The sequence below is a fragment of the Radiobacillus kanasensis genome, from assembly GCF_021049245.1.
GTDB classification, from domain to species: domain Bacteria; phylum Bacillota; class Bacilli; order Bacillales; family Amphibacillaceae; genus Radiobacillus; species Radiobacillus kanasensis.
The window spans coordinates 317,298-339,084 of record NZ_CP088020.1 but is presented as its reverse complement, the minus strand read 5'-3'; the positions used below and the strand labels follow the sequence as shown (position 1 = coordinate 339,084).

Genomic DNA, 21,787 nt, shown 5'->3' with positions numbered 1-21,787 from the left:
TCAAAAAATTCTATCCGATTCATCCCATTTACTTGGTATGAATTATTATGCACTATACAGTATATTAATTCAACCATTAATGTTCATTTTTTTAATTTTTTTCTGCAATTTGGGCGTGATTTATTTATTTAGTATCCATTTAGTCAAAAAATGCGGATAGATCCGATTGGAATGAATATACATTCCAATTGAATAATCATAAAACTTATCCTCTAGATACATTTTCCAGCCTTGGCTGTTCATACTAAGTATGGATATACAGAACAATTAAGAAAGGTGATTGTATTGCCCTTATTTAAACATAGAAGTGAAACCTTTTATCTATTCCTAGCATGGGGAGTAATCGCACTCTTTCTTTCTCCTCTTTTTATCCTTGGGGAAGATGCTCATATTCGGGTTCACGATAATCTTGATTCCAATCTTGCTTGGTACAAAGTCCTAAAAGATAGTGGAGAGATATTTGGCGAGGCAGGCTCTACCATTGCCCAAGTAATAAATGGAAACCTCCCACGCAGTGCATATGGGACGGAGTGGAGTGGGATTGTTTGGTTACATGCTTTATTCCCAAGCATGACTGCTTATGCATGGAGCCAAGCCTTAACTCGAATATTCGCTTTTATTGGGATGTATCTTCTTTTAAAAAGACACTTTGTTAAGAAAGAATCACAAGCGCCTGTGAGAATAGGGGTTGCGTTAGCATTTGCTTTAACTCCATTTTGGCCATCAGGCATGTTAAGCACTTTAGGCCATCCTCTCGCCTTATGGGCTTTCTTAAATATAAGGGCTCGCGACTATGGTTGGAAAAACTGGCTTACGCTCGTTCTACTTCCTTTGTACGCAAGTATTGTACTAGGCTTTTTCTTCTTTATGGTCGGGATTTCCGTCCTATGGTTGTATGACTTGATTAAGACAAAAAAATGGAACTTACCATTTCTCGCTAGTATTGCACTGATGTCCGCCGTGTTTTTGCTCGTTGAATACCGCCTCATTGTTTCGATGCTAATGGAGCATGAGCCGATGCACCGAGTGGAGTTCATTTCATCAAGACATGACTTGTGGCATTCCATTGAGCTGTCCATCAAAAATTTTTTAGTCGGGCACACCCATGTGATGACAGTCCATACGGTTGTTATTTTGCCTATTCTTTTTTTGACAGTTTTTCTCATCTTTTTCTATAAAAAAGTACGAGAAGAACGTTTTTTCCTATTTTTGTTTGTCTTAAACTATGCACTCTCGCTCTGGTATGCACTTTGGTTCAATAAGATGTGGGCACCATGGAAGGATGAATTTGATTTGCTGGTAACCTTCAACTTTGCTCGCTTCCATTTTTTACGACCATTAGTCATTTACTTAAGTTTTGCCATAGCCTGTGCCTTCCTTTGGAAGCTAGGGAAGAAATGGAGAATAGTTGCTGGGGTAGCAATTGTTGGACAGCTTATCGCCCTTGTTCCATACAATGAAGAAATTCATTATGGTGTGCATCACGACACGCCTTCCTTTGAAGAGTTTTTTGCAGAAAAGCAGTTTAAAGAAATCGAGGAGTATATAGGTAAACCACAGGACAGTTATCGGGTTGCTAGTATTGGGATACACCCTTCCATCGCCCAATATAACGGTTTTTATACGCTCGACACGTACAACAATATCTATCCTTTAACTTATAAATATAAATTTCGTAAGATCATAGCCAAAGAACTAGAGAAGAACGCGACTCTTAAAAGATATTACGACGAGTGGGGCAGTAGGTGCTACCTTTTCGTGGATGAACTAGGGAAAAATTATGATTTTACGAAGAATTCGGATAAGACAATTAAAAACCTAGAGTTAAACACGGAAGCATTTAAAGACCTTGGTGGCGATTATATTTTCTCAGCTGTTCCTATCTTGAATGCAAAGGAAAATAAACTAACTTTATTAAAGGACTTTAATCATCCAGAATCCGCCTGGAAGATCTATCTCTATCAAGCCACTTAACAACTAGGAGGAAAACTTCATGCAGCAAAAGATGCCTTTATTAACAATCGTTGTTCCTTGTTATAACGAAGAAGAAGTACTAGGAGACACCATAGCACAGCTTAGTGGGGTACTAGATAATCTCATTGAAGACCACTTAATCGCACCGACTAGCAAGCTCCTATTTGTGGATGATGGGAGCAAGGATCAAACGTGGAGACTAATCGCGCGCGCTTGCTCTCATAACAAGTATGTGACTGGAGTGAAGCTTGCTAAAAATGTAGGTCACCAGCTTGCCTTATTAGCAGGCTTAGAAAGAGCACAAACGATCTCAGATTGCACAATTTCCATTGATGCAGATCTTCAAGACGATATCTCGGTTATTCGTGATTTTGCCTTAAAGTATCAAGAAGGCTATGACATCGTCTATGGGGTCCGCCAAAATAGGGAAACAGATACGCTTTTCAAACGGTCAACCGCCCAAGGTTATTACCGAATCATGAATAAACTAGGGATCCCACTCGTCTACAACCATGCGGATTATCGCTTGATGAGCAAACGGGCCCTTTTGGAGCTTTGTCGCTATAGAGAAACAAACTTATTCTTACGAGGAATTATTCCATTGATTGGGTTGAAGACAACCGAGGTTTATTATGATCGGAAGGAACGACTAGCAGGCGAAACGAAGTACCCATTAAAGAAGATGCTATCGTTTGCTATTAATGGACTCACTTCGTTTAGTATCGCTCCCATCCGATTTGTCACCTATTTAGGACTTGTTATTTTCTTCATTAGTGGACTAGCAGGAAGCTATGCCTTACTTCAAAAACTGATGGGTGCAACTGATGCCGGTTGGACGTCGCTTATGATCTCGATATGGACAATCGGTGGCCTTCAACTGATGGGTATCGGTCTCATTGGGGAATATATTAGCCGCATCTTTCTAGAGGTGAAGGGTAGACCTAAATATGCCATTGATATTGATTTATATACAGACAAGGATCCTTTAAAATACTTCCGGACTAATCGTGGAGAAGTCATGAAAGTAAAAAAGGTACAATGGAAGCGATAAGATGAAGTTCAGGCTCTTCACAAGATTCATGGCAGTAGGAGTCGTTAACACAATCGTAGGTGTCTCCTTCATGTACGGGTTATACTACCTCGGTCTCTCCTATTGGGTAGCAACCTGTATAGGAAATGGATTAGGCGCATGCGTGAGCTATGGTTTGAATCGATCCTTTACGTTCCGAAGTGATAAACCTGTGAAACAATCGATCCTTCCATTCTTCCTCGTTATTGGGATATGTTACGTCCTTGCTTATTCAATTAGTATTGGGTTAGTTACAGAGCTTCTGTCTGTTGTAAATCTTTTTTCCGTGAACCGTGTAGAGGATATTGCCATTATTGTTGGAGCAGGTATCTACACCTTATTGAATTTTGTAGGGCAAAAACGATTTGTTTTTTCAAAATAGAAATTACATCCACTGAACCTCCTTAGTGGATGTAATGAACATAGTGAGGCCGTTACTACAGGAAATCCTTCTCCCAAGGAATTTCCTGTTTTTTTGTAACCTTTATGCCTGCCTTACGACTACTTAAAAAAGAAGGCACTTTTCATAAGTATTGTTGCTGTTTAACACTCGTAGTTGATGTAAACTACGACATAACGAAATAGTGATTCTTTTATATTCTTTAACAAGTTACTGCTAATGTGGCGCTGCGGAGTTCTTTTCAAGTCAGAGGTGTTTCTTGGTCTACTTATTTTATAGGTGTTAATAACCCACTATATTAGAAAATATCTACAAGCGTAGGCAGAATACGTAGACTCCAGCGGGAACAGCGCGAGCCGAAGATCCCGCAGGACAAGGAAAGCTTCTTAGAATAAACATCGCACGCAGAAAAAGCGGGTTTCTTTTTCAAGGAAGTGGTGTTCTACCGAGGAAGCTGAGGCCGTGCCCGCGGAAAGCGAAGTATTCTGCCGGAGCGTCGCACTTAGGCTAAACTTGACTTATTAGTAATTATCCAAATATCGTTACGTCGCATTTTCTATCTATTGTCAAAATCAATAACCTTCTATAAAACAGCCAAAAGGAAAGGGGCGGGTCATATGTGGAAACGACTAGGGTTACTTTTTATTCTCGTTATGTTCGTAGTCGGGTGTAGTAGTAATAGCGATGAGGAAGGTAGCACTTCTAGTGAAGGAAGAGAAGCAGCAGACAAAGAAGCAAATACTGGCACAGCAATGTTGGAAAAGACAAACACAAGTGAAGATACAACAACCGAAGAAAGCACACCACAATCGGCAGAATCCAGCGAAACCCCTATTCCGGATAAAAATCGAAAAATTATTTACACCGCAAATCTGGAGTTGGAAGTAAAGGATTATCAAACTGCTCTTTCTACAATTGAGGATGACGTATTTAGTACAGGTGGTTACATTGTTGAATCAAGCAGCTATCGAGAAGAAGAAAACCTTCAAGGCACCATTACCGTTCGTATTCCTCAAGAGAAATTTAGAGATTTTTTAACAACAGTAGAAGAAACCGGAACAAAGCTTGTGAATAAATCGGTGAATGGGCAAGATGTAACCGAGGAATACGTAGATTTAGAATCACGTTTAGCTTCTAAACAAGTGGTCGAAAAACGGTTGCTTCAATTTATGGAGAAGGCTGAAAAAACAGAGGATCTACTAAAAATATCTAGTGATTTAGCTATGGTTCAAGAGGAAATCGAGCAAATAAAAGGAAGAATGAAATACCTCGATAACAAATCCGACTTAGCAACGGTCACCATTCAACTTATAGAAACAAGTGTGAACATACCTGGAATAGAAAAAGATTCACTAAACACTTGGGAGAAAACAAAGGAACAATTTATGAATAGTGTGAATGGCATTATCGGATTTGGTTCTGGCTTGTTTATCTTTATTATTGGGAATTTACCAGTGTTATTGCTAGTAGGCTTGTTCAGTTTAGGCGCCTTCATCCTGTATAAAAAAGTGAAAAAAGCTCAAAGGAATGAATCTTCGTAGAAAGAAAGTATCAGTCTGTTGCGGAGTATAGCATAGGGGAATGTGGAACTACTATCTGTTCCCGTTCCCCATTTGTTAAGCAACGCCTATTTCCTAATCGGCATGAATGATGCTGGATTTAAATCCTCGCTTTCAATCACAATAGCAGTTAAACCTATATCTGTTTTGGTTTCATGCCATTCACCCTTCTTCCAGAATACAGCGTCCCCTGACTGAACTTTAATTTGTGTTTCTTCTTCACCGCGAACATATCCTTCCCCATTCATAATTAGAAGGAGCTGAGGTATTACCGCTTGGTGGAAACCTATAACATCATTTCCCTCTAAGTGCATACAACCGATATGAGTTGTCTTTTCTGTTTGCATAATACGGGACATAGTAAAATTCGAATGGAATTTAGTAATCTTTTTCCCACTGTCCTTATCAAATTTATAAAGCTCCATTTCGTACCTCCTATGACTTTGCCTAATAATTCTAAAGAGGAATCCGCCAAAGGATTACACTCGTTTTTTTTAAGATCTAAGTGCGGAAAGAAAAACTTCCAAGTTCCTAGATATCCACTTATCTTTATGAATAGCCGCATAAACACCTAACGAATTTATTTCCTCATTCAAATGTGATTCTTCCATTTCTTTATTTTCTAATTCATTATTCATGACAAATCGCGGAAGAATGGATCTACCTAAACCGAAAAGCACGCATTTTTTAATGGCTTCAATACTTGGAAGCTCAATTCTTGAAAATGAACTTTTTCCTTCCGTTCTGATATATTCTTCAATATTAGGACGCCAACTACATTTACTTTCTGTAACAAGTATAGTTTCCGGTATTTTATCTTTTTTCTCTTTTGGCAAATGCACTAAAGAAAGCTTTTCATCTTTTAATTTATGGATTGACAATTCATTCGCTTTCCAATCTGGGAGTTCAACTAGTACAGCGATGTCTATGTCACCCTTCTTTAATTGTTCGGAAAGGTTATCATAGTTTAGTGATTTTATTATCAATTCTATTTGGGGATAGCTTTTCATGAAATCCTTGAGAACATTTGGCAGCCAATAAGTCAATATGGATTCACTTGCACCAATAATAAGCTGACCAGATGGTTCGTGTAAATCATTAATTGCATCTTTAGATTTCGAATAAAGTTTTATAATATCTTCTGCGTAAGGTAGAAACTTTCTCCCTGCTTCCGTTAACGTTACATGTTTTCCTAATCGATCAAATAATGGCTGTCCTAATTCACTTTCTAACTCTTTGATATGCCCTGTTATGGATGATTGTGCATACCCTAAATAATCAGCTGCCTTTTTAAACCCACCTTCATCCACAACTGTTCTAAATGTATTAAGGTGCCTTAGCTCCATTTGTTTACCCCTCCCTGTTATCATTATTTCTGAACTGATATATTAATTATTTCAATTTTACTGAATTACTTATTTAGATTAAACTTAAACCAAGACAAATTCAAGTAATTAACAAGAAAGAGGGTTTTAGTTTGAAAGTACTAACAATTGTCACTCATCCAAGGAAAAACTCGTTAACTTTTCAGGTAGCAAACCAATTTGTATTAGGTCTAAAAAAGGAAGGTCATGAAGCAGAGGTTATGGATTTATATCAAAGTAATTTTGATCCAGTACTTCGAGAATTAGATGAGCCTGATTGGACATCAAACCAACAAAATTTTTCAAGTGAAGTGGAAGCGGAGATGGAAAAACTGCGTAAGTTTGATGCACTTGCCTTTGTTTTTCCTCTCTGGTGGTGGAGTATGCCTGCTATGTTAAAGGGATATATTGACCGTGTATGGAACTACGGTTTTGCTTATGGACCAAATAAGCTTACTCATAAACATGTTTTGTGGTTAAGTTTAGCAGGCGCGCCAATTGAAAGATTTACAAAAAGAAGGTATGACGAGATGATGGAAAGATACTTTAACGTAGCTTTAGCTGATTACTGTGGGATTCCAAGTTCGAGATTTGAACTCCTTTATGAAACGATAAGTGGGAATCCAGAGTATATGGAGGATTGGCTTAGTCAAGCTTATCAGCTAGGAATTGAATATGGCAAGTAGCCAGCGCAGCTGGACTGGATCTGGAACTATACCAAGCCAGCTTATTTCTTAGACAATCTAAAAAAGAACAGACCAAATCAAATGATTTGGTCTGTCTCACACTCTGTTACTTACTTTGATTTTGGAGACTTTGTTCAGCGATTTGGATCATACGTTTTACCATTTCGCCACCCACAGATCCGTTTGCACGTGCAGTGGTATCGGCACCAAGCTCAACACCAAATTCATTGGCGATTTCTTGCTTCATGTTATCCATTGCATTTTCCGCACCTGGCACTAATAATTGATTATTATTGTCCGCCATTCCCGATCACTCTCCTATGTGGGATTGAACAGATATTTTCTGTTCAATCTTTATCATGCGGAGAAGCTTTGTGACTTACACATGTAATCTTTGGCAGGAATCACTCCCAAACTGCACTTTTCAGTTGTTGGTCTCGCTCATATCGATCAATAGCTAATTCTATAAGCTCGGAAATTAGTTCAGAATAAGGAATTCCACTGATTTCCCAGAGCTTCGGATACATACTGATTTTCGTGAACCCTGGAAGTGTATTCACTTCATTCACTACAAGTTCGCCATCCTCTTTTAAGAAGAAGTCCACTCTTGCTAATCCTTCACAATTCAATGCTTGGAATACTTCTACCGATGCTTTTTGGATCTTTTCTATTACCTCATCCGGTAAATCAGCAGGAATGGCTAATTCCGCACCGTTTTCATCAATGTACTTTGACTCATAGGAATAAAAATCGCTTTGTGGAAGAATCTCACCTGGGATCGACGCTTTCGGATACTCGTTTCCAAGTACCGCACATTCCACCTCTCGGCCAACAATTGCTTCTTCGATAATGAGTTTATGATCGTATTGGAAGGCTTCATCAATCGCTTGGTGAAATTCTTCCTCATTGCGAACTTTACTAACTCCAACAGATGAGCCTTGATTTGCTGGCTTAATGAACATTGGTAAGCCTAACATTTTCTCCAAAACAGAATATTGAATACTATCCTTTTGATGCTTAGAAACTGCCACTCCGTTAGCTACAGATATGCCAGCACCTTTAAGCAAACGTTTTGCAATATCTTTATCCATACATACAGCGGATCCTAATACGTTGGAGCCCACATACGGGATATTCGCGATTCTTAACATCCCTTGCATACTTCCGTCTTCTCCAAGGGTTCCATGGACGATTGGGAAGACCACATCCAACTGATCCAATCCTTCCTCTTGCGAAAGGCTAACAAGTTGCTTTTGACTTTCTCCAGGAACTAAAGCAACGCCTTTATTGGATTTGTTTAAAGAAATTAATTTAGGATTTTCTACATTTAATAAATGGCTAGAAGGATCTCCTAGATGCCATTTTCCTTGTTTATCTATACCAATTAAAACCACATCGTATTTTTCTTTATCAATTGCATCCACGATATTTTTGGCGGATTGCAAGGATACTTCATGCTCCGCAGATTTCCCACCATAAATGATTCCGACTTTCTTCTTTGCCATTCCCAAACACCCTTTCTGTTAAAAAACGACTGGATCCCGTCTTTCTCTACCCTTGCAAGAATAAAGAAAATTCAAGAAAACCTATACTTTAGATTAACACAAAAGGGCTTGATTAGACTCCTAATTTTAATTATAAATTCATATTCATTTGTTAAAATGTATAGAGATAGATATAATTTTTTTGAGAGGAGGAAGATAAGTGAGTTTAGAACCGATTCAAGTCCAGGAACTCGTCCATAAAATCATTCGCCAGGAAGAGATACATTTGTTGGACATTAGACGAGAGAACGATGTACACGACTGGGCCATTGAAGGCGAGCAAATTTACTCTGTCCATAAAACATTATCGGAAATTCAAGAGAACCCGGAACAAGTCATGACAATGCTACCAAGTGATAAACCAGTCTATGTCGTTTGTTACAAAGGAATTTCCGCGCAGAAAGCCACTGCCATTCTACGAGAGCAAGGAATGGATCATGTTACATACTTGGTCGGTGGTATGGGAGCATGGGGAGAACATCTGCAACCAATTAAGGTAGCTGACTTACAACAGAGTGGAGCCATCTATCAATTTGTTCGTATGGGAAAAGGCTGTTTGTCCTATATGATTGTCTCTGGTCAAGAAGCAGTTGTGATAGATGCTAGCAGGATGGTCGACGTTTATCTGTCATTTGCCAATGAGCATGGCATTATAATCAAAGACGTAATCGACTCTCATCTCCATGCCGATCATATTTCAGGTGGAAGAATGCTTGCAGAAGAAGTTGGGGCTACCTACTGGTTCCCACCAGAAGAGGAGCACGTGCAATTTGACCATGCCTTACTAGAAGATGGGACTATTTTTTCACTCCACAACGCAACCGTTTCTATCCGAGCTGTTCATACACCAGGGCATACCATCGGAAGTACGAGCTTTCTCATCGATAATCAGTTTTTGTTAACTGGTGACACTCTATTCATTCAATCTATCGGCAGACCTGATTTAGCAGGAAAAGCAAACGAATGGACATCCTTACTATACAAATCTTTATACGATACGATTCCATCAATCCCACATGAAGTACACATACTTCCAACACACTTTAGTTCGCTTGACGAGCTCAAAGAAAATGGCGCTGTTTACGCCACTAAAAACTCTATCTACGATTCCAATTACCGCTTAAACTTGGAAAGCTACCAAGCATTTGAAAATATGGTGGCCAACAATCTACCAGACCAACCAAACAGTTACCAACAAATACGAAAAATCAATATGGGGCAACAATCTGCAGATCAAAGTGAATGGCAAACAATTGAAGCAGGTCCTAATCGCTGCGCAGTGCGCTAACATTCCCAATCAAAAACACTCCAATCTGACATTCAGATCGGAGTGTTTCTTTAATGTCCAGCTACATCTCGTTTCGTGAAGGAAATCCAGGACAGCACCATAAAGACTAAGTAGTAGACAAGAAGAACGACGATCGAGAACGTTAATGTCATTCCTTCCATAAATGGTGTGTGCCCATCTGTATATTGGGTCAAATCTGTATTCGCAAACAATACATATTTTGACCAATCGTATTGAGATAACACTCCCTTGATGGAATTACCAGCCATCATTAGGAAAATGGCTAAGCCGATCGCAAAACCACTGTTTCGGAAAATCGTAGAAATCATAAAGGCAAATGTCGCCATCATGACTAGTGTGACAAGTTTAAAACCGTATCCTTCTACAATTTCTCCTATTAAGGAAACCTGTTCAAATCCATTATTACCCATTTGGACAATCTCCGGATTAATTCCCCTAAATCCAAAGAAAATACTACCTACAATTAAAGAAAATAGAAGCAAAAAGAGAAGGGTTGTCAACGCAAATAGTAAAACAGATACATACTTAGATAATAAAATTTTCAGCCTAGATACTGGGCGTATCAGTAAAAGTTTTATCGTCCCCCATCTGAATTCACTAGCTACAATACCTGCAGCTACAATAATCGTAAACAAGCTTAGTATAGATGTTAGATATTGATTTTCTAATACAAACTGCCAACCATCGTATAGAGCTGGTTTAATGTCATGCTCTAAGTGATAATTGTTCTTGTCAATTATTTCTTGATTAATCTCAACAGCAGCATCAGCAAATTCCTCACCAGATATTTCTTCAATGTCCTTAGCTAATTGCTTATTTTCCTCTTTTAACTCTGTTCTCCAATCATCGCCATACTCCTCTGTTGATGTTCCATAAATCTGAGCGATAGTAGCTAAACCGATAATAACGACAGCAAGTAAAATATACATCGCCCACGTAGATTTTCGAACGTAGAGTTTAATTTGTTCATTGACTAGTAGTTTTAAAAAATTACTCAATCGTATTCTCCCCTATCCATGTTAAGAATTTATCCTCAAGCGTGGATCGTTGAGCCTGAATGCTATAAATTTGAACACCTTGTTCCACTAACCCTTTTACCACACTTGGAATATCGTCTCTTTTCACGTTAAATAGGAGACCGCTTTCGCTATCTTTCCATTTAAGCTCTCGTTGCTCTAAATAGGAACGTGCTTCTTGAATTGGCTCCGCTTCTAGAGATACTTCTTTCATATCCGATTCTCCAACGGCATCCTTCACCGATTCAATGGCAATTATTTCACCATTTTTGATAATCCCAATTCGATCACACATCATTTCCATTTCCGATAGAAGGTGGCTGGATACGATGACCGCAACATTCTCTTTTTCTGCTAGATTTCGTATGTATTGTCTGATTTCTCTAATTCCGGATGGATCTAATCCATTCGTAGGTTCATCCAAAATTAGGATGGATGGGTTATGTAGGAGAGCTTGGGCAATTCCAAGTCGCTGACGCATCCCTAAAGAGTACCTACCTGCTTTTTCATGAATCGCTTTTTCTAGACCAACTAAAGAAATAATTTCTTGAATTCGCTCTTTCGTAATCCCTGGAATCATCCTAGAATAATGTAATAGGTTTTTCCAGCCCGACATAAATGGATACATTTCTGGGTTTTCTACGATAGCCCCGACATGGCGGATTGCATCTTTAAAACTTGTTTTAATGCTTTTGCCTTGAATGAGAACATCGCCCTCTGTAATCCCCATTAAGCCTACCATCATACGGATTGTGGTTGTTTTTCCCGCACCGTTTGGTCCGAGAAATCCAAATACCTCTCCTGGATATATCTCAAAATCTAACCCTTTAATAATTTGTTTCTTTCCGATATTTTTCTTTAAATTAACTATTTTCATTGCTGCTTCTGTCACACAAGCACCTCCAGTTCCTCTTTTGGAAAAAGTGGGGAACATCCCCACTTCTCTATTCGATTAACGTTTTTGGTTTTCTTACTACAGCCATAATTCCTGCAATTACATAGAAAATGGCTCCAAACAGCCCAAGCCCATATGTAAAGAATACAGATCCAGCACCAGCTATAATAAGAATGATTCCGGCAGCTATTGGTTTTTTATTACCTTTCAATAGGAACAAAGCTATGATTCCTAATACGATTACAAGAATAGATACGGTTAAAATCGTCGTTGCTCCTGTATTCATGGCATCCATGATTGTTCCTACATCTGTGCCTGTTTCGCTTAAGGTAGGATCCTCTTCAAGTGCATTTTCGAAGTCGGTCATAACTTGCTCATTTCCTTGTATCCATTTTAAAAGCCCTCCGAAAGCAGCTAAGATTCCATACAATACAGCGCCAATGATGGTTAATACAAATTCTACTGTTCTTTTCACTGTAATTCCTCCTCCAAATTTTCTTCCCTTAATGAATACGTCTGACATTTCAAAAGGATTCAATCTGATTGTAAATTTTTCCTTACCATTTGTACTTTATTAAAGATTTGAATATTTCCGGTAGGCTGCGTGATAGGTAGACCCAACTCCTTTACCAAACGATAATGCATGATGGATAGCAGCTGTGACGTACTTTTTAGCTAGATCTACGGAATGTTGGACTGTCTCACCCTTTGCCAACTCTGCAGTAATAGCTGCAGAAAAACTACAGCCAGCTCCACTTGTATGAATGGTATCCACACTTTTTTCCGACAACTCTATACATAGGTGACCATCGTACAGGATATCGATGGCTTCGTCACCAATAGATCCACCCTTCACAACAACAAAGGAAGGTCCAAACTGATGTAATGCTTTTGCAGCATCCTTTAATTCTTCAATAGTGCTCAGTTTTTCCTTTCCAGTTAATTTAGCTGCTTCAAAGCGATTTGGTGTTATGATCGTAGCCAATGGAAAGAGCTTTTCTTTCATCACGTTTATAGCATCATCATGTAAAAGCTGGGATCCCATCTTTCCGATCATTACTGGATCAACGACCAAAGGTTTATCTCTTTCCTTTTCCAAAAGATCTACAACACATTCGATAATTTCGGTTGAAAACAACATGCCTGTTTTTAAAGCATCAGCACCAACGTTTTTTGTTGCAGTATAGAACTGAGCTTGAATGGCTTCCACCGATTGCTTAAATATAGATGAATCTGTCACTGGATTTTTAGCAACGATAGCTGTAATAGCTGCCATCCCATACACATCTCGCTCTTGAAAGGTTTTTAAATCTGCCTGAATGCCTGCACTACCATGGGCGGCTGATCCTGCGATACTCAATGCTGTTGCGATCGTCACTTTACATTCCTCCATTCATCTAGGAACTAATCATAACCAAAATACCTCAACCAAGAACCAAATAATCATCATGACTTGAATCACTACTTTGGCTACTGAACCGCTCAAAAACCCAATTAACGAGCCTAACGATGCTTTCCATGCCTCTTGAGTCGTTCGTTTTTGTATAAGCTCAGTCACAAATACGGCGGCAAATGGAATGATGATAATACCAAATGGCGGAATGATAAAAGATCCCACAATCACCGCTACTCCAGCAACTCGTTCTCCCCATTTACTTCCTCCATATTTTTTAACATAGTAGCTATTGGCAATTAAGTCAGCAGCAAACAGCAAGATCGTTAGGAGCACCATCGCAATCCAAAATATAACCGAAAGCTCTCCAGAATGAATCAAAAATACATACAACAGAAACCCTGCCCAAAGAGCTAGTGTTCCAGGAATGATTGGGAACACGATTCCTACAAAACTAAGTACAAAACAAGCAATAATTAGGATCCATATTAATAGGTCCATTTCCATACCCCCTCCATATCATAAAGAAAACTTGGCGAAGCCAAGCCTTTAAGCGCAGACTAAGCCTTAGTTGCCCTTATACTTGGGACTTAAAAATTTTTGCTTCGTCGAGTTTCTTCTTGCTAAAATTTCAACTCTTCTAGCGAATAAAGAATACCCTCCAGGAGAGGGCATCCTAATCCATTAATCCGCAAGTAAATTGGCAAATTCCTTTACATACGGAGGTAAATCTGGTGGACGACGGCTAGACACAATATGTCCGTCCACGACAACCGCCTCATCATACCAGGTGGCTCCAGCATTGGTCATATCATCTTTGATCCCAGGCGTGCTGGTGACCTTTCTCCCTTTCAAAATGTCTGCTGAGATCAAGACCCAGCCTGCGTGGCAAATTTGTCCAATCGGCTTTTCATATTCATCCATCGAGCGGACAAATTCTAGAACTTCAGGATACCTTCTAAGTTTATCCGGTGCCCATCCTCCAGGCACAAGTACCGCATCATATTCTTCTGCTTTCATGTCAGAGAATGCCATATCTGTTTCCGCAGGGACCCCATATTTCCCAATGTACGTATGGTTAGCTTTTTCACCCGCAAGATGAACGGTTGCCCCTTCTTCACGAAGTCTTAAAATGGGATACCATAGCTCCAAATCTTCAAAATCATCACTTACAAAAGATAAAACTTTCTTATCCGATAATCTCATAACTAACTACCTCCTATCCTATTATCTATAGTTTAGCAAAATGAAAAATCAATCTCATGTACTAGCTATATACGGTTTATCTTTGCATTATGTTACACGCTTGAAAAGCTTCTATCATTTTTCTCGAAATCGATTGGATGTTAACCGGTAGCTGATGAAGTGGAAAATAGCGTAAGTCCAAGCTCTCCCCGTCTTCCATTTTTATTTCCCCTTCTACCTCTGTTGCTTTGTGAATAGCAATGACGTTATACACTTCATCCCCATTCGGATACTTGTAATATAAATCTTGACCAGAAATCATCGTCACAAACTGAAGGTCTTTGGTTTGCAATCCGGTTTCTTCTAATAGTTCCCGTCTAGCCGTTTGCTCTAAACTTTCGCCTAACTCCATCGCTCCTCCTGGGATTCCCCAGTCTTTTGTATCTGATCGCAACTGGAGCAATAGCTCATTATCATTACGTATGACCATTACACCAGATCCAACCATAATTAAAGGTTGATGACCGACAGATTTTCGCAAATCCATTATATAATCGCCCATTCTTATCTACTCCCTTTCACCCCACCTCCAAATTTTACTACATATTGTTTCACATAGAAAAAACAAGCCCTTTCAGCTTGTTTTTACGTAAAATATTCAACTTTCGCCTTTGGAAACAATTTTTCAATATAACTACCTAACGTATCCTTTATATCTTCCTGTTCTTCATCTTTATAAACATACTTTCCAATTCCGTACCTTCCCCACTTCCATTTCCGTTTGGACTCATCTAATTCTAGCTTCGACATTGGGTAGTTTTTTTGAATCACTCGTTTCGCAGGTTGGGTAAAGCGATGCTGAATCAACTCAAATGTTAAGCCATCCTTCGCATGTTCCGGAAGGGAGTCTGATAAATGTTCTAGCATTTCCCCATATCCTTCCTTCCAGCCTTCGTGAAGGTAGATTGGGGCGATAATAAAGCCAAGAGGATAACCGGCTTCCGCCACTTTACGCGCTGCTTCGATTCTTTCTTTCAATCGGGAAGTGCCTGGTTCAAAATACTTAATGACATAATCATCATTCATACTAAACCGAAACCGGGTTCTCCCATTATGTTTCGCATCTAACAAATGATCGACATGAGCAAATTTCGTTACAAACCGCAGTCTTCCCTTGTCCGACTTGCCAAAATGCTCGATGGCTCGTTTCAACGTATGGGTCAGATGATCTACGCCAACAATATCTGAAGTACAGGAAGCTTCAAACCGCGTCACTTCGGGCGCTCTCTCTTCCATGTATTTATCCGCTGAATCTAGAATTTCATCTGTATTTACATACGTTCGTATGTATGGTTTACTTCCCATTGTCGTTTGTAAGTAACAATAATGACAATGCCCCATACAGCCTGTTGCAAATGGAATAGCATATTCAGCTGATGGCTTGGACGTATCAAACTTTAGCGTTTTACGCACCCCTACGACCAACGTTGACTTAGCTGTCCGATAGCGTTGAAAATCATTATCCCCAGGAAGGTTTCTGACTTGGTTGTGAGACGTAGTCTGTCTTATTTCGAGTCCCATCTTCTCGAATTTTTCATAGAGCTCTTTTCCTAAAGGAAAATCTAGTGCCTTCGGTTCAAAATAAACTAATTGTGGAACAAATGGCTTAACCATAATAGTCCTCAATTTCAGGGGTACCAAAAATAGACTCGAATTCTTGGTTTGCTTCCGCTTCGTTTGTAAAAACCGCAACTTCGTCTGTTAACGGATAATACGTTTCATACAGGAATAAAGCCAACTCACCCGGTTTTTCCGGATGGTTTACAACCGCAGCTTCTTGAACATTCGCGACTCCTTGGGCATGCGGATTTCGAATAATAACGTACACAATATCTCCAGGATGGTAAGTATGATAATCCATAATAATCACCTTTCTTAAGGGTGTATAAACCCTTCTTTTATTAGCTGGGATTATTATGACTCATTTCTACCTTTATTAATCATTTCTTCTATTTAGATATATTCCCTTTTCTTCCAAATTACCTAGACATTCTTGTAGATAGACATCATCGTGTTCTTCATAAACAGGAATCGACCTCTCTATCTCATCTACTGATTCGTACGGCTCCATAACCTGTCCACGATAATAAGGATCCATCCATAGTGGGTTTACGTTATAACCTCTTCTCTCCATTTCTTCCATCACCAGTTCATGGTAATGAAATAGCTTTTGAGGAGAATGAACAAATACATAATTTACAGTAGAATGAGGCTTTCCCCAACCTTTACCACGTAATGCACAGCATTCACGATGTTGCCCTAATAATTGCTGTCTGGGTAACTGAGAGATTAAACTTTCATGCCAAAGTCGCATAGATACTCACCCTTCTTTAGAAAATAGAAAAAGACTCAACCAGCGTTGAGCCTTCTTCAAATTTAATATGCTCGGAAGTTATTTTCACTTAGGAATTCCAATAGAATCTAATGGCCAAATACGGAATTGCACGTCCCCAATTACGGAATCCATGGAGATTAACCCAAAGTACCGGCTATCTTTGCTAATCATACGATTATCTCCCATAACGAACAAGTACCCTTCTGGAACGACCTCTTTCTCAGTCACTTCTTCTAGCGTAAAATCATAGGTTAGCGCCTGTCCAGGCGGAAGCTGTTCCTTATACTTTTCAAGATAAGGCTCCTCATATTCGTCACCATTAATGTATAATGTATCATTTATAACCTTTAAAGAATCTCCTGGTAGACCAATAACCCGTTTCACATAATTATCCTTCGAGTCCGGAGCGTGAAACGCAATTTCATCAAATCGCTCTACATCTCCTAATTTACTTAGAATAATTCGATCTCCGTCATGAAGGTTCGGCATCATCGATTCCCCTTTCACCACGGAGGGGGTAAACAAAAACTGTCTACATACAATGACTATTATAACGGCAATTGCCATGGACTTAATCCATGAAAGAAATTCTTTTTTCGCTTTATTTCCCATCCCATTCACCCTTTATATTGCTTTAGTTATTATATATCCCACATTTGCGGGTTTTTTTATGTTCCTCTATACTTTATCATGTGTTTTTCAAAATATATAATGCGAGGACGGTTTTTATGCTAGATTCTCAAGAAAGTCGAGCATCTTCTCTTCTTTTACTTGCAGGTGTCTTACTGATTGCCTTTAATTTAAGACCTGCTATTACATCAGTAGGTCCAGTTCTCGGATTAATTCGAGATGACATCGGTTTATCAAATTGGAGTGCTGGCCTAATTACAAGCCTTCCTTTATTAGCTTTTGCTTTTATGTCGCCAATTGCACCTAGATTAGGTCACCGATTCACAATTGAAAAAACGCTCTTTATCGGCCTCCTTATTCTATTAATTGGAATAAGTACTCGATCGGTTTCCCATTCTTTTACACTTTATGTTGGTACCACTTTCGTCGGTTTAGGAATTGCGATATGTAATGTACTTTTGCCAGGTCTCATTAAAGAGAAATTTCCCGACAATGTCAGTCTGATGACTAGTATGTACACAACTTGTATGGCCATATTTGCTGCCTTAGGCTCCGGGTTAAGTGTACCACTTTCATTGGGTCTAGATCTTGGCTGGCAACGCGCCTTATTAAGTTGGGGCATCTTGACCGTTGTTGGACTCATTCTTTGGTTCTTCGTCTTTCGTGATCAAAACCAATATGCAAAGCCGAGCATTCCACCTACTTCTATTGTAGCATTATGGAAGTCAGCTTTGGCATGGCAAGTTACATTATTTATGGGACTTCAGTCCTTTTTGTTCTATGTCACGATATCCTGGCTACCCGAAATACTTTTGGATTTCGGTTATTCCATGAGTACATCAGGATGGTTAGTTTCCGCTTTACAGTTTATAAGCTTACCATTTACGTTCCTTGCCCCTATTTTAGCAAATCGATGGAAGCAACAACATGCAATTATTTGGATTATTGGTATTTGTGCACTGATTGGCTATAGTGGTCTTCTTACTCGACCTTCCTTCGGTTGGTTAATGGTCTGTATCACCTTTATTGCGATTACTTTAGGTGCTAGTATAAGCCTTGCTCTTACATTTTTAGGTTTGAGAGCAGCTGATGCCAGACAAGCGACGGAACTTTCAGGAATGGCTCAGTCTATCGGGTATTTGCTAGCGGCATGCGGACCTATTTTTATCGGTTTTCTGTTTGACCTCACCCATTCCTGGACAGCACCTATTATTACCATTTTATTGATCACCATACTCATGATTGGGTTTGGATTAGGTGCTGCGCGAGACAAATATGTATTGGATTAAGTTCATAAAACGAACAAAGTCTAATTATTATGTCTACTAGTTAAAAGGACTTTGATTCCACTATTGAAGCGAAAGTACAATTATATCTTTTTCAAGGACATCTGTTCCGCTATACATCAAAAATAAAGCTTATTTTCAGCAAAAGAATCTTAAAATTCAAAAAAGGCTTGGATATCCAAGCCTTTTCTTCTAAGTTTCCGATTGAATTAAATTCCCCTGTACAATAAATCGATCCGGTGCATCTCCAATAAAATTGAAGGGATAACAGGTAGTGACAGTTAAAATTGGTTTACGTGATGGAACAATTACCGTTCGATCATCTTTATCCACAATCCGGGTTTCTGTCACCTTATACGTGAATTCCCCCGCGCTTGTCGTCACGACTAAAATGTCCCCTTCTTCAACCTCCCCAAGTTTACGAAAAACGGTATCTCGATGACCCGAGAGGACTGAATTATCACGCTCTCCTGGCAAGACGCTGTTTGCATAATGCCCAACACCTTTTTCTAATTCATCTTCATCGGTACCGTGAACAATAGGTAAAGTCGCGTCAATCTTCGGGATGAAGAGCGTGCCAATCGTTTCCCCAATCTTAGGTGCCTTATCGTATAACGGTTGTACTCCGTTTGTTTCCTTTTTCTTTTCTGGAGCTTTCGCTTCCACTTTCGGAATGTCCTTCTCCGCTGACTGGAACGAGAAATATGCCATCCAGTTCCAGCCAACTACGATAATACCTGTAATCACTAACAGGATGGAAATGACCTTCCACGTTCGCTTATGCAAGTTGGATCACCCTTATTTGTCTGACATTACTCGCTTACGACTAACGAAAAGTCCTGCCCCAACAAGTACAAGTCCGAAAAGAATCCAGTTAGCATTGCTAGTCGCCGTGTTTGGTAGCTTTCCACCATCTTCTGTTTTCGTCACAGGAGTGGACGGTGCAGAAGTTACCTCTTCAATGAGATCTGAACCGAACATATCTGCTGTCAAAACGAGATCTGCAAGGAAGTTCCCATCTAAGTCGAAAATTTCAATCACTAAGGACGCTCCATCTGTGTCGTCCATTTCCACCAATTGTGCCATTGTAACAGGTGTGGTCACACCATCTTTATCTAAATAATAATTAGCTTGGACTTCAAACAAGCTTAATAATTCATTCCACGCATTCACGAAGTCTTGCTTTTGCTGTTCTGTTAAATCAGATGCTGATTCAAAGGATGACATACTTTCTAATTGCGCAGAAATCTCCATTAGTTTCTTTTCAAAATCCGCATCCACAGCAATACTATCTAAATGTGCAGTTAATTTCTCAATTTCTGTGTCCGATAATCCAAATAGATCACTGATAACCGTCAGCAGTTCTTCGTACGATCCACTCACATACCCTTGTTCCATTAAGAACCAATCTACATCATCAATAAATTTGAAATCGTTAATCGTTAATCCATTGTCTGCTAGTACTTGATTGAATTCAACCTCTGTTAATCCATAATCAGCTAGTAATGCTTGTAATGTTTCTGGTGTAACGATCTCTCCTAAAAATAACTCCAATTCTTCCATTGTACTAAAATCAGCTAACGTTGAATCATATTCATCCAGAAGGTACGTTTCTAGTTGTGTTTTCGTCCAACCCAAAGTTGTTAAATACTCGTTTAATTCTGTTTCATTTGGTGCCGCCTTTGCAATTGTCGGTAACATGACCTGTACTAAAAATAAACCAACCACTAAAAAAGATACGAACTTTTTCAAAAAATACTCCTCCTAGAAGTAATTTAATAATTGCATTTCTAAGCCATTATATTCGATTTAAGCCCATATTTCCACAAATATTTTAATTAAATCAATTTAACTTTTAATAACTATAAAATACTCATAAATACTACTATATAATCGATATAACTTTTCACTCTAACGTGAAATTATAATGGATAAACTGCTGGGAAATAGAAAAACATAAGATGAAATTATGGAAAGGAGACACGGAATGCTTGATAACAAAGAAATACATGTACATGGAAGCACCGTTGGATTTCAAACGATTATGCATACGGGAGACCACACAGTAGTCATTGATGAACCATATTCTGAAGGGGGTCATGACGCTGGACCAGATCCACTGAAAGTATTATTAACCTCTCTTGCAGGCTGTGAAAATGCCGTCGCTAACCTAGTGGCAAATGAAATGGATTTCGACCTACAATCTATCCATTTCGATATTAAAGCAAACTATGACCCGAGAGGTTTGGCAGGAAAAGCAGATGTTCAACCGTATTTCTCTAAGGTTACACTCGATGCAAAGGTCAAAACGAGTGAGCCTGAGGAAAGAATAGCCCAATTACAAAAAGAAACCAATCAACGTTGTCCGGTGTATGCAACCTTCGATGCCGCTGGTATTGAGATGGAATCCAGCTGGACAGGCGTGTAAAGGAAGACAGATGAGAGGCTTTTAGTCTCTCTTTTTTTGCGCTTAATTTTCCAATTATATGGAACCTTTAATGTTTCTCATTCGTAATACATATTGTGATACTAGTAACTAAACTTGGAGGTGATATTTATTGATGCACTACAAATCTATTGGTGGTTGTTATGGGGTAGCTTAGCTATCGCTATCATCTTTTTATTTTTAGGTAACCTGTTAGACGGATTGTTAGATGGGTTAGGAGAACTCTTTAATCCTCTCCTATTATTTGGAACTCTCTCTGTGATTGCTGGTTCTGGTGTCTTGCTGACCAAGTACACCGAAGCGAGTACTCTCCTCGTACTTATCATCAGTGCTTTCATTGGAATTTGCGCTTATTTTCTTCTGTATTATTTCTTAATCATTCCAATGTCTCAAGCTGAATCTTCTAATGCTATTTCCGTTTATGACTTACAAGGAAAAATGGGAGAGGTCATAACTTCCATACCTGCTCAAGGGATGGGTGAAGTGTTTATACAGCTACCAAATGGTAGCAGAAGTGAAACAGCCAAAAGCTTTGATGAAACAGACATCCCACAAGGGACGAACATTGTCGTCATCGAAGTAAAAGATCAAATTATGTATGTTTCCGAATTAAAAGATTTTAACTAGGGGGAATTG

At 39.1% G+C, this 21,787-nt stretch carries 26 protein-coding genes; 9 read left to right on the top strand and 17 right to left on the bottom strand.

The genetic code is table 11. The annotated features are described in order from the left end of the window. Positions 1–285: 285 nt before the first annotated feature. The 4 genes from KO561_RS01850 to KO561_RS01835 all read left to right on the top strand — a co-directional run bounded on the left by KO561_RS01850 (position 286) and on the right by KO561_RS01835 (position 4,984). Positions 286–1,974, top strand: coding sequence for a DUF6044 family protein (locus KO561_RS01850; protein ID WP_408004836.1), 1,689 nt, complete (start codon positions 286–288; stop codon positions 1,972–1,974). Positions 1,975–1,993: 19 nt separating this feature from the next. Continuing rightward, on the top strand, positions 1,994–3,025 hold the full coding sequence (locus tag KO561_RS01845) for a glycosyltransferase family 2 protein (protein WP_231095473.1): 1,032 nt from the start codon (positions 1,994–1,996) through the stop codon (positions 3,023–3,025). 1 nt (position 3,026) lies between these two features. Continuing rightward, a complete protein-coding gene (locus KO561_RS01840; RefSeq protein WP_231095472.1) occupies positions 3,027–3,425 on the top strand; it encodes a GtrA family protein in 399 nt (132 codons plus the stop codon). A 635-nt stretch (positions 3,426–4,060) separates the two neighbouring features. Next, positions 4,061–4,984: a DUF4349 domain-containing protein gene (locus tag KO561_RS01835; RefSeq protein ID WP_231095471.1), complete on the top strand. Its 924-nt coding sequence runs from the start codon at positions 4,061–4,063 to the stop codon at positions 4,982–4,984. Positions 4,985–5,070: 86 nt separating this feature from the next. On the opposite strand, the gene KO561_RS01830 is transcribed toward KO561_RS01835, so the two are convergent. Next, a complete protein-coding gene (locus KO561_RS01830) occupies positions 5,071–5,427 on the bottom strand; it encodes a cupin (RefSeq protein WP_231095469.1) in 357 nt (118 codons plus the stop codon). 69 nt (positions 5,428–5,496) lie between these two features. Further along, the gene (locus KO561_RS01825; protein ID WP_231095468.1) at positions 5,497–6,348 is read right to left on the bottom strand and encodes a LysR family transcriptional regulator; all 852 of its coding nucleotides are present in this window, start codon (positions 6,346–6,348) and stop codon (positions 5,497–5,499) included. 131 nt (positions 6,349–6,479) lie between these two features. Here KO561_RS01825 and KO561_RS01820 point away from each other — a divergent pair, with 131 nt between their 5' ends. Continuing rightward, entirely contained in the window at positions 6,480–7,052 is a 573-nt protein-coding gene (locus KO561_RS01820) for an NAD(P)H oxidoreductase (protein ID WP_231095467.1), read from the top strand. Positions 7,053–7,158: 106 nt separating this feature from the next. Here KO561_RS01820 and KO561_RS01815 read toward each other — a convergent pair whose 3' ends face one another. Together KO561_RS01815 and ddlA are read right to left on the bottom strand one after the other, a co-directional pair. Next, on the bottom strand, positions 7,159–7,356 hold the full coding sequence (locus tag KO561_RS01815; protein ID WP_231095466.1) for an alpha/beta-type small acid-soluble spore protein: 198 nt from the start codon (positions 7,354–7,356) through the stop codon (positions 7,159–7,161). A 100-nt stretch (positions 7,357–7,456) separates the two neighbouring features. Continuing rightward, positions 7,457–8,557: a D-alanine--D-alanine ligase gene (gene ddlA, locus KO561_RS01810; RefSeq protein WP_231095465.1), complete on the bottom strand. Its 1,101-nt coding sequence runs from the start codon at positions 8,555–8,557 to the stop codon at positions 7,457–7,459. Positions 8,558–8,756: 199 nt separating this feature from the next. Between ddlA and KO561_RS01805 the strand changes: the two genes are divergently transcribed. Beyond that, positions 8,757–9,884, top strand: coding sequence for an MBL fold metallo-hydrolase (locus KO561_RS01805; protein ID WP_231095464.1), 1,128 nt, complete (start codon positions 8,757–8,759; stop codon positions 9,882–9,884). 50 nt (positions 9,885–9,934) lie between these two features. Here KO561_RS01805 and KO561_RS01800 read toward each other — a convergent pair whose 3' ends face one another. From KO561_RS01800 to lepB, 11 genes are all read right to left on the bottom strand, one after another. Continuing rightward, positions 9,935–10,903 carry an ABC transporter permease gene (locus KO561_RS01800; RefSeq protein WP_231095463.1) on the bottom strand — a complete coding sequence of 323 codons (969 nt, stop codon included), beginning with the start codon at positions 10,901–10,903 and terminating at the stop codon, positions 9,935–9,937. After that, positions 10,896–11,813: an ABC transporter ATP-binding protein gene (locus tag KO561_RS01795; RefSeq protein ID WP_231095462.1), complete on the bottom strand. Its 918-nt coding sequence runs from the start codon at positions 11,811–11,813 to the stop codon at positions 10,896–10,898. The genes KO561_RS01800 and KO561_RS01795 overlap by 8 nt, the downstream gene beginning before the upstream one ends. A 52-nt stretch (positions 11,814–11,865) precedes the next feature. After that, positions 11,866–12,291 carry a DUF4064 domain-containing protein gene (locus KO561_RS01790; protein WP_231095461.1) on the bottom strand — a complete coding sequence of 142 codons (426 nt, stop codon included), beginning with the start codon at positions 12,289–12,291 and terminating at the stop codon, positions 11,866–11,868. Between the two features lie 99 nt (positions 12,292–12,390). Further along, the gene (gene thiD, locus KO561_RS01785) at positions 12,391–13,194 is read right to left on the bottom strand and encodes a bifunctional hydroxymethylpyrimidine kinase/phosphomethylpyrimidine kinase (protein WP_231095460.1); all 804 of its coding nucleotides are present in this window, start codon (positions 13,192–13,194) and stop codon (positions 12,391–12,393) included. Positions 13,195–13,224: 30 nt separating this feature from the next. After that, positions 13,225–13,710 carry a DUF456 domain-containing protein gene (locus KO561_RS01780; protein WP_231095459.1) on the bottom strand — a complete coding sequence of 162 codons (486 nt, stop codon included), beginning with the start codon at positions 13,708–13,710 and terminating at the stop codon, positions 13,225–13,227. A gap of 183 nt (positions 13,711–13,893) precedes the next feature. Continuing rightward, on the bottom strand, positions 13,894–14,415 hold the full coding sequence (locus KO561_RS01775) for a type 1 glutamine amidotransferase domain-containing protein (RefSeq protein WP_231095458.1): 522 nt from the start codon (positions 14,413–14,415) through the stop codon (positions 13,894–13,896). Between the two features lie 76 nt (positions 14,416–14,491). Next, positions 14,492–14,956: an NUDIX hydrolase gene (locus tag KO561_RS01770; RefSeq protein ID WP_231095457.1), complete on the bottom strand. Its 465-nt coding sequence runs from the start codon at positions 14,954–14,956 to the stop codon at positions 14,492–14,494. Between the two features lie 83 nt (positions 14,957–15,039). Continuing rightward, positions 15,040–16,068: a spore photoproduct lyase gene (gene splB, locus KO561_RS01765; protein ID WP_231095456.1), complete on the bottom strand. Its 1,029-nt coding sequence runs from the start codon at positions 16,066–16,068 to the stop codon at positions 15,040–15,042. Further along, positions 16,061–16,315, bottom strand: a complete 255-nt coding sequence (locus tag KO561_RS01760; RefSeq protein ID WP_231095455.1) for a transcriptional regulator SplA domain-containing protein — start codon at positions 16,313–16,315, stop codon at positions 16,061–16,063. The genes splB and KO561_RS01760 overlap by 8 nt, the downstream gene beginning before the upstream one ends. A gap of 75 nt (positions 16,316–16,390) precedes the next feature. Continuing rightward, positions 16,391–16,768: a TIGR02328 family protein gene (locus KO561_RS01755; RefSeq protein ID WP_231095453.1), complete on the bottom strand. Its 378-nt coding sequence runs from the start codon at positions 16,766–16,768 to the stop codon at positions 16,391–16,393. Between the two features lie 84 nt (positions 16,769–16,852). After that, positions 16,853–17,401: a signal peptidase I gene (lepB, locus tag KO561_RS01750; protein WP_231095451.1), complete on the bottom strand. Its 549-nt coding sequence runs from the start codon at positions 17,399–17,401 to the stop codon at positions 16,853–16,855. 116 nt (positions 17,402–17,517) lie between these two features. On the opposite strand from lepB, the gene KO561_RS01745 reads away from it, so the two are divergent. After that, the gene (locus tag KO561_RS01745) at positions 17,518–18,708 is read left to right on the top strand and encodes a CynX/NimT family MFS transporter (RefSeq protein WP_231095448.1); all 1,191 of its coding nucleotides are present in this window, start codon (positions 17,518–17,520) and stop codon (positions 18,706–18,708) included. A gap of 189 nt (positions 18,709–18,897) precedes the next feature. Here KO561_RS01745 and KO561_RS01740 read toward each other — a convergent pair whose 3' ends face one another. Both KO561_RS01740 and KO561_RS01735 read right to left on the bottom strand, forming a co-directional pair. Beyond that, positions 18,898–19,491 (bottom strand): class D sortase, encoded by a 594-nt coding sequence (locus KO561_RS01740; RefSeq protein ID WP_231095446.1) that lies wholly within the window; start codon positions 19,489–19,491, stop codon positions 18,898–18,900. Between the two features lie 12 nt (positions 19,492–19,503). Beyond that, positions 19,504–20,457 carry a processed acidic surface protein gene (locus tag KO561_RS01735; RefSeq protein ID WP_231095443.1) on the bottom strand — a complete coding sequence of 318 codons (954 nt, stop codon included), beginning with the start codon at positions 20,455–20,457 and terminating at the stop codon, positions 19,504–19,506. A gap of 235 nt (positions 20,458–20,692) precedes the next feature. Here KO561_RS01735 and KO561_RS01730 point away from each other — a divergent pair, with 235 nt between their 5' ends. Both KO561_RS01730 and KO561_RS01725 read left to right on the top strand, forming a co-directional pair. Further along, entirely contained in the window at positions 20,693–21,133 is a 441-nt protein-coding gene (locus tag KO561_RS01730; RefSeq protein ID WP_231095441.1) for an OsmC family protein, read from the top strand. 114 nt (positions 21,134–21,247) lie between these two features. Beyond that, positions 21,248–21,778 (top strand): NfeD family membrane protein, encoded by a 531-nt coding sequence (locus KO561_RS01725; protein ID WP_231095440.1) that lies wholly within the window; start codon positions 21,248–21,250, stop codon positions 21,776–21,778. The last annotated feature ends 9 nt before the right edge of the window (positions 21,779–21,787 follow it).

Bases quoted from the DNA above. Each gene is read 5' to 3' on its own strand.
- KO561_RS01845 (WP_231095473.1), top strand. From the start codon at position 1,994: ATGCAGCAAAAGATGCCTTTATTAACAATCGTTGTTCCTTGTTATAAC.
- KO561_RS01840 (WP_231095472.1), top strand. From the start codon at position 3,027: ATGAAGTTCAGGCTCTTCACAAGATTCATGGCAGTAGGAGTCGTTAAC.
- KO561_RS01835 (WP_231095471.1), top strand. From the start codon at position 4,061: ATGTGGAAACGACTAGGGTTACTTTTTATTCTCGTTATGTTCGTAGTC.
- KO561_RS01830 (WP_231095469.1), bottom strand. From the start codon at position 5,427: ATGGAGCTTTATAAATTTGATAAGGACAGTGGGAAAAAGATTACTAAA.
- KO561_RS01825 (WP_231095468.1), bottom strand. From the start codon at position 6,348: ATGGAGCTAAGGCACCTTAATACATTTAGAACAGTTGTGGATGAAGGT.
- KO561_RS01815 (WP_231095466.1), bottom strand. From the start codon at position 7,356: ATGGCGGACAATAATAATCAATTATTAGTGCCAGGTGCGGAAAATGCA.
- ddlA (WP_231095465.1), bottom strand. From the start codon at position 8,557: ATGGCAAAGAAGAAAGTCGGAATCATTTATGGTGGGAAATCTGCGGAG.
- KO561_RS01780 (WP_231095459.1), bottom strand. From the start codon at position 13,710: ATGGACCTATTAATATGGATCCTAATTATTGCTTGTTTTGTACTTAGT.
- KO561_RS01775 (WP_231095458.1), bottom strand. From the start codon at position 14,415: ATGAGATTATCGGATAAGAAAGTTTTATCTTTTGTAAGTGATGATTTT.
- KO561_RS01770 (WP_231095457.1), bottom strand. From the start codon at position 14,956: ATGGGCGATTATATAATGGATTTGCGAAAATCTGTCGGTCATCAACCT.
- splB (WP_231095456.1), bottom strand. From the start codon at position 16,068: ATGGTTAAGCCATTTGTTCCACAATTAGTTTATTTTGAACCGAAGGCA.
- KO561_RS01760 (WP_231095455.1), bottom strand. From the start codon at position 16,315: ATGGATTATCATACTTACCATCCTGGAGATATTGTGTACGTTATTATT.
- KO561_RS01755 (WP_231095453.1), bottom strand. From the start codon at position 16,768: ATGCGACTTTGGCATGAAAGTTTAATCTCTCAGTTACCCAGACAGCAA.
- lepB (WP_231095451.1), bottom strand. From the start codon at position 17,401: ATGGGAAATAAAGCGAAAAAAGAATTTCTTTCATGGATTAAGTCCATG.
- KO561_RS01745 (WP_231095448.1), top strand. From the start codon at position 17,518: ATGCTAGATTCTCAAGAAAGTCGAGCATCTTCTCTTCTTTTACTTGCA.
- KO561_RS01730 (WP_231095441.1), top strand. From the start codon at position 20,693: ATGCTTGATAACAAAGAAATACATGTACATGGAAGCACCGTTGGATTT.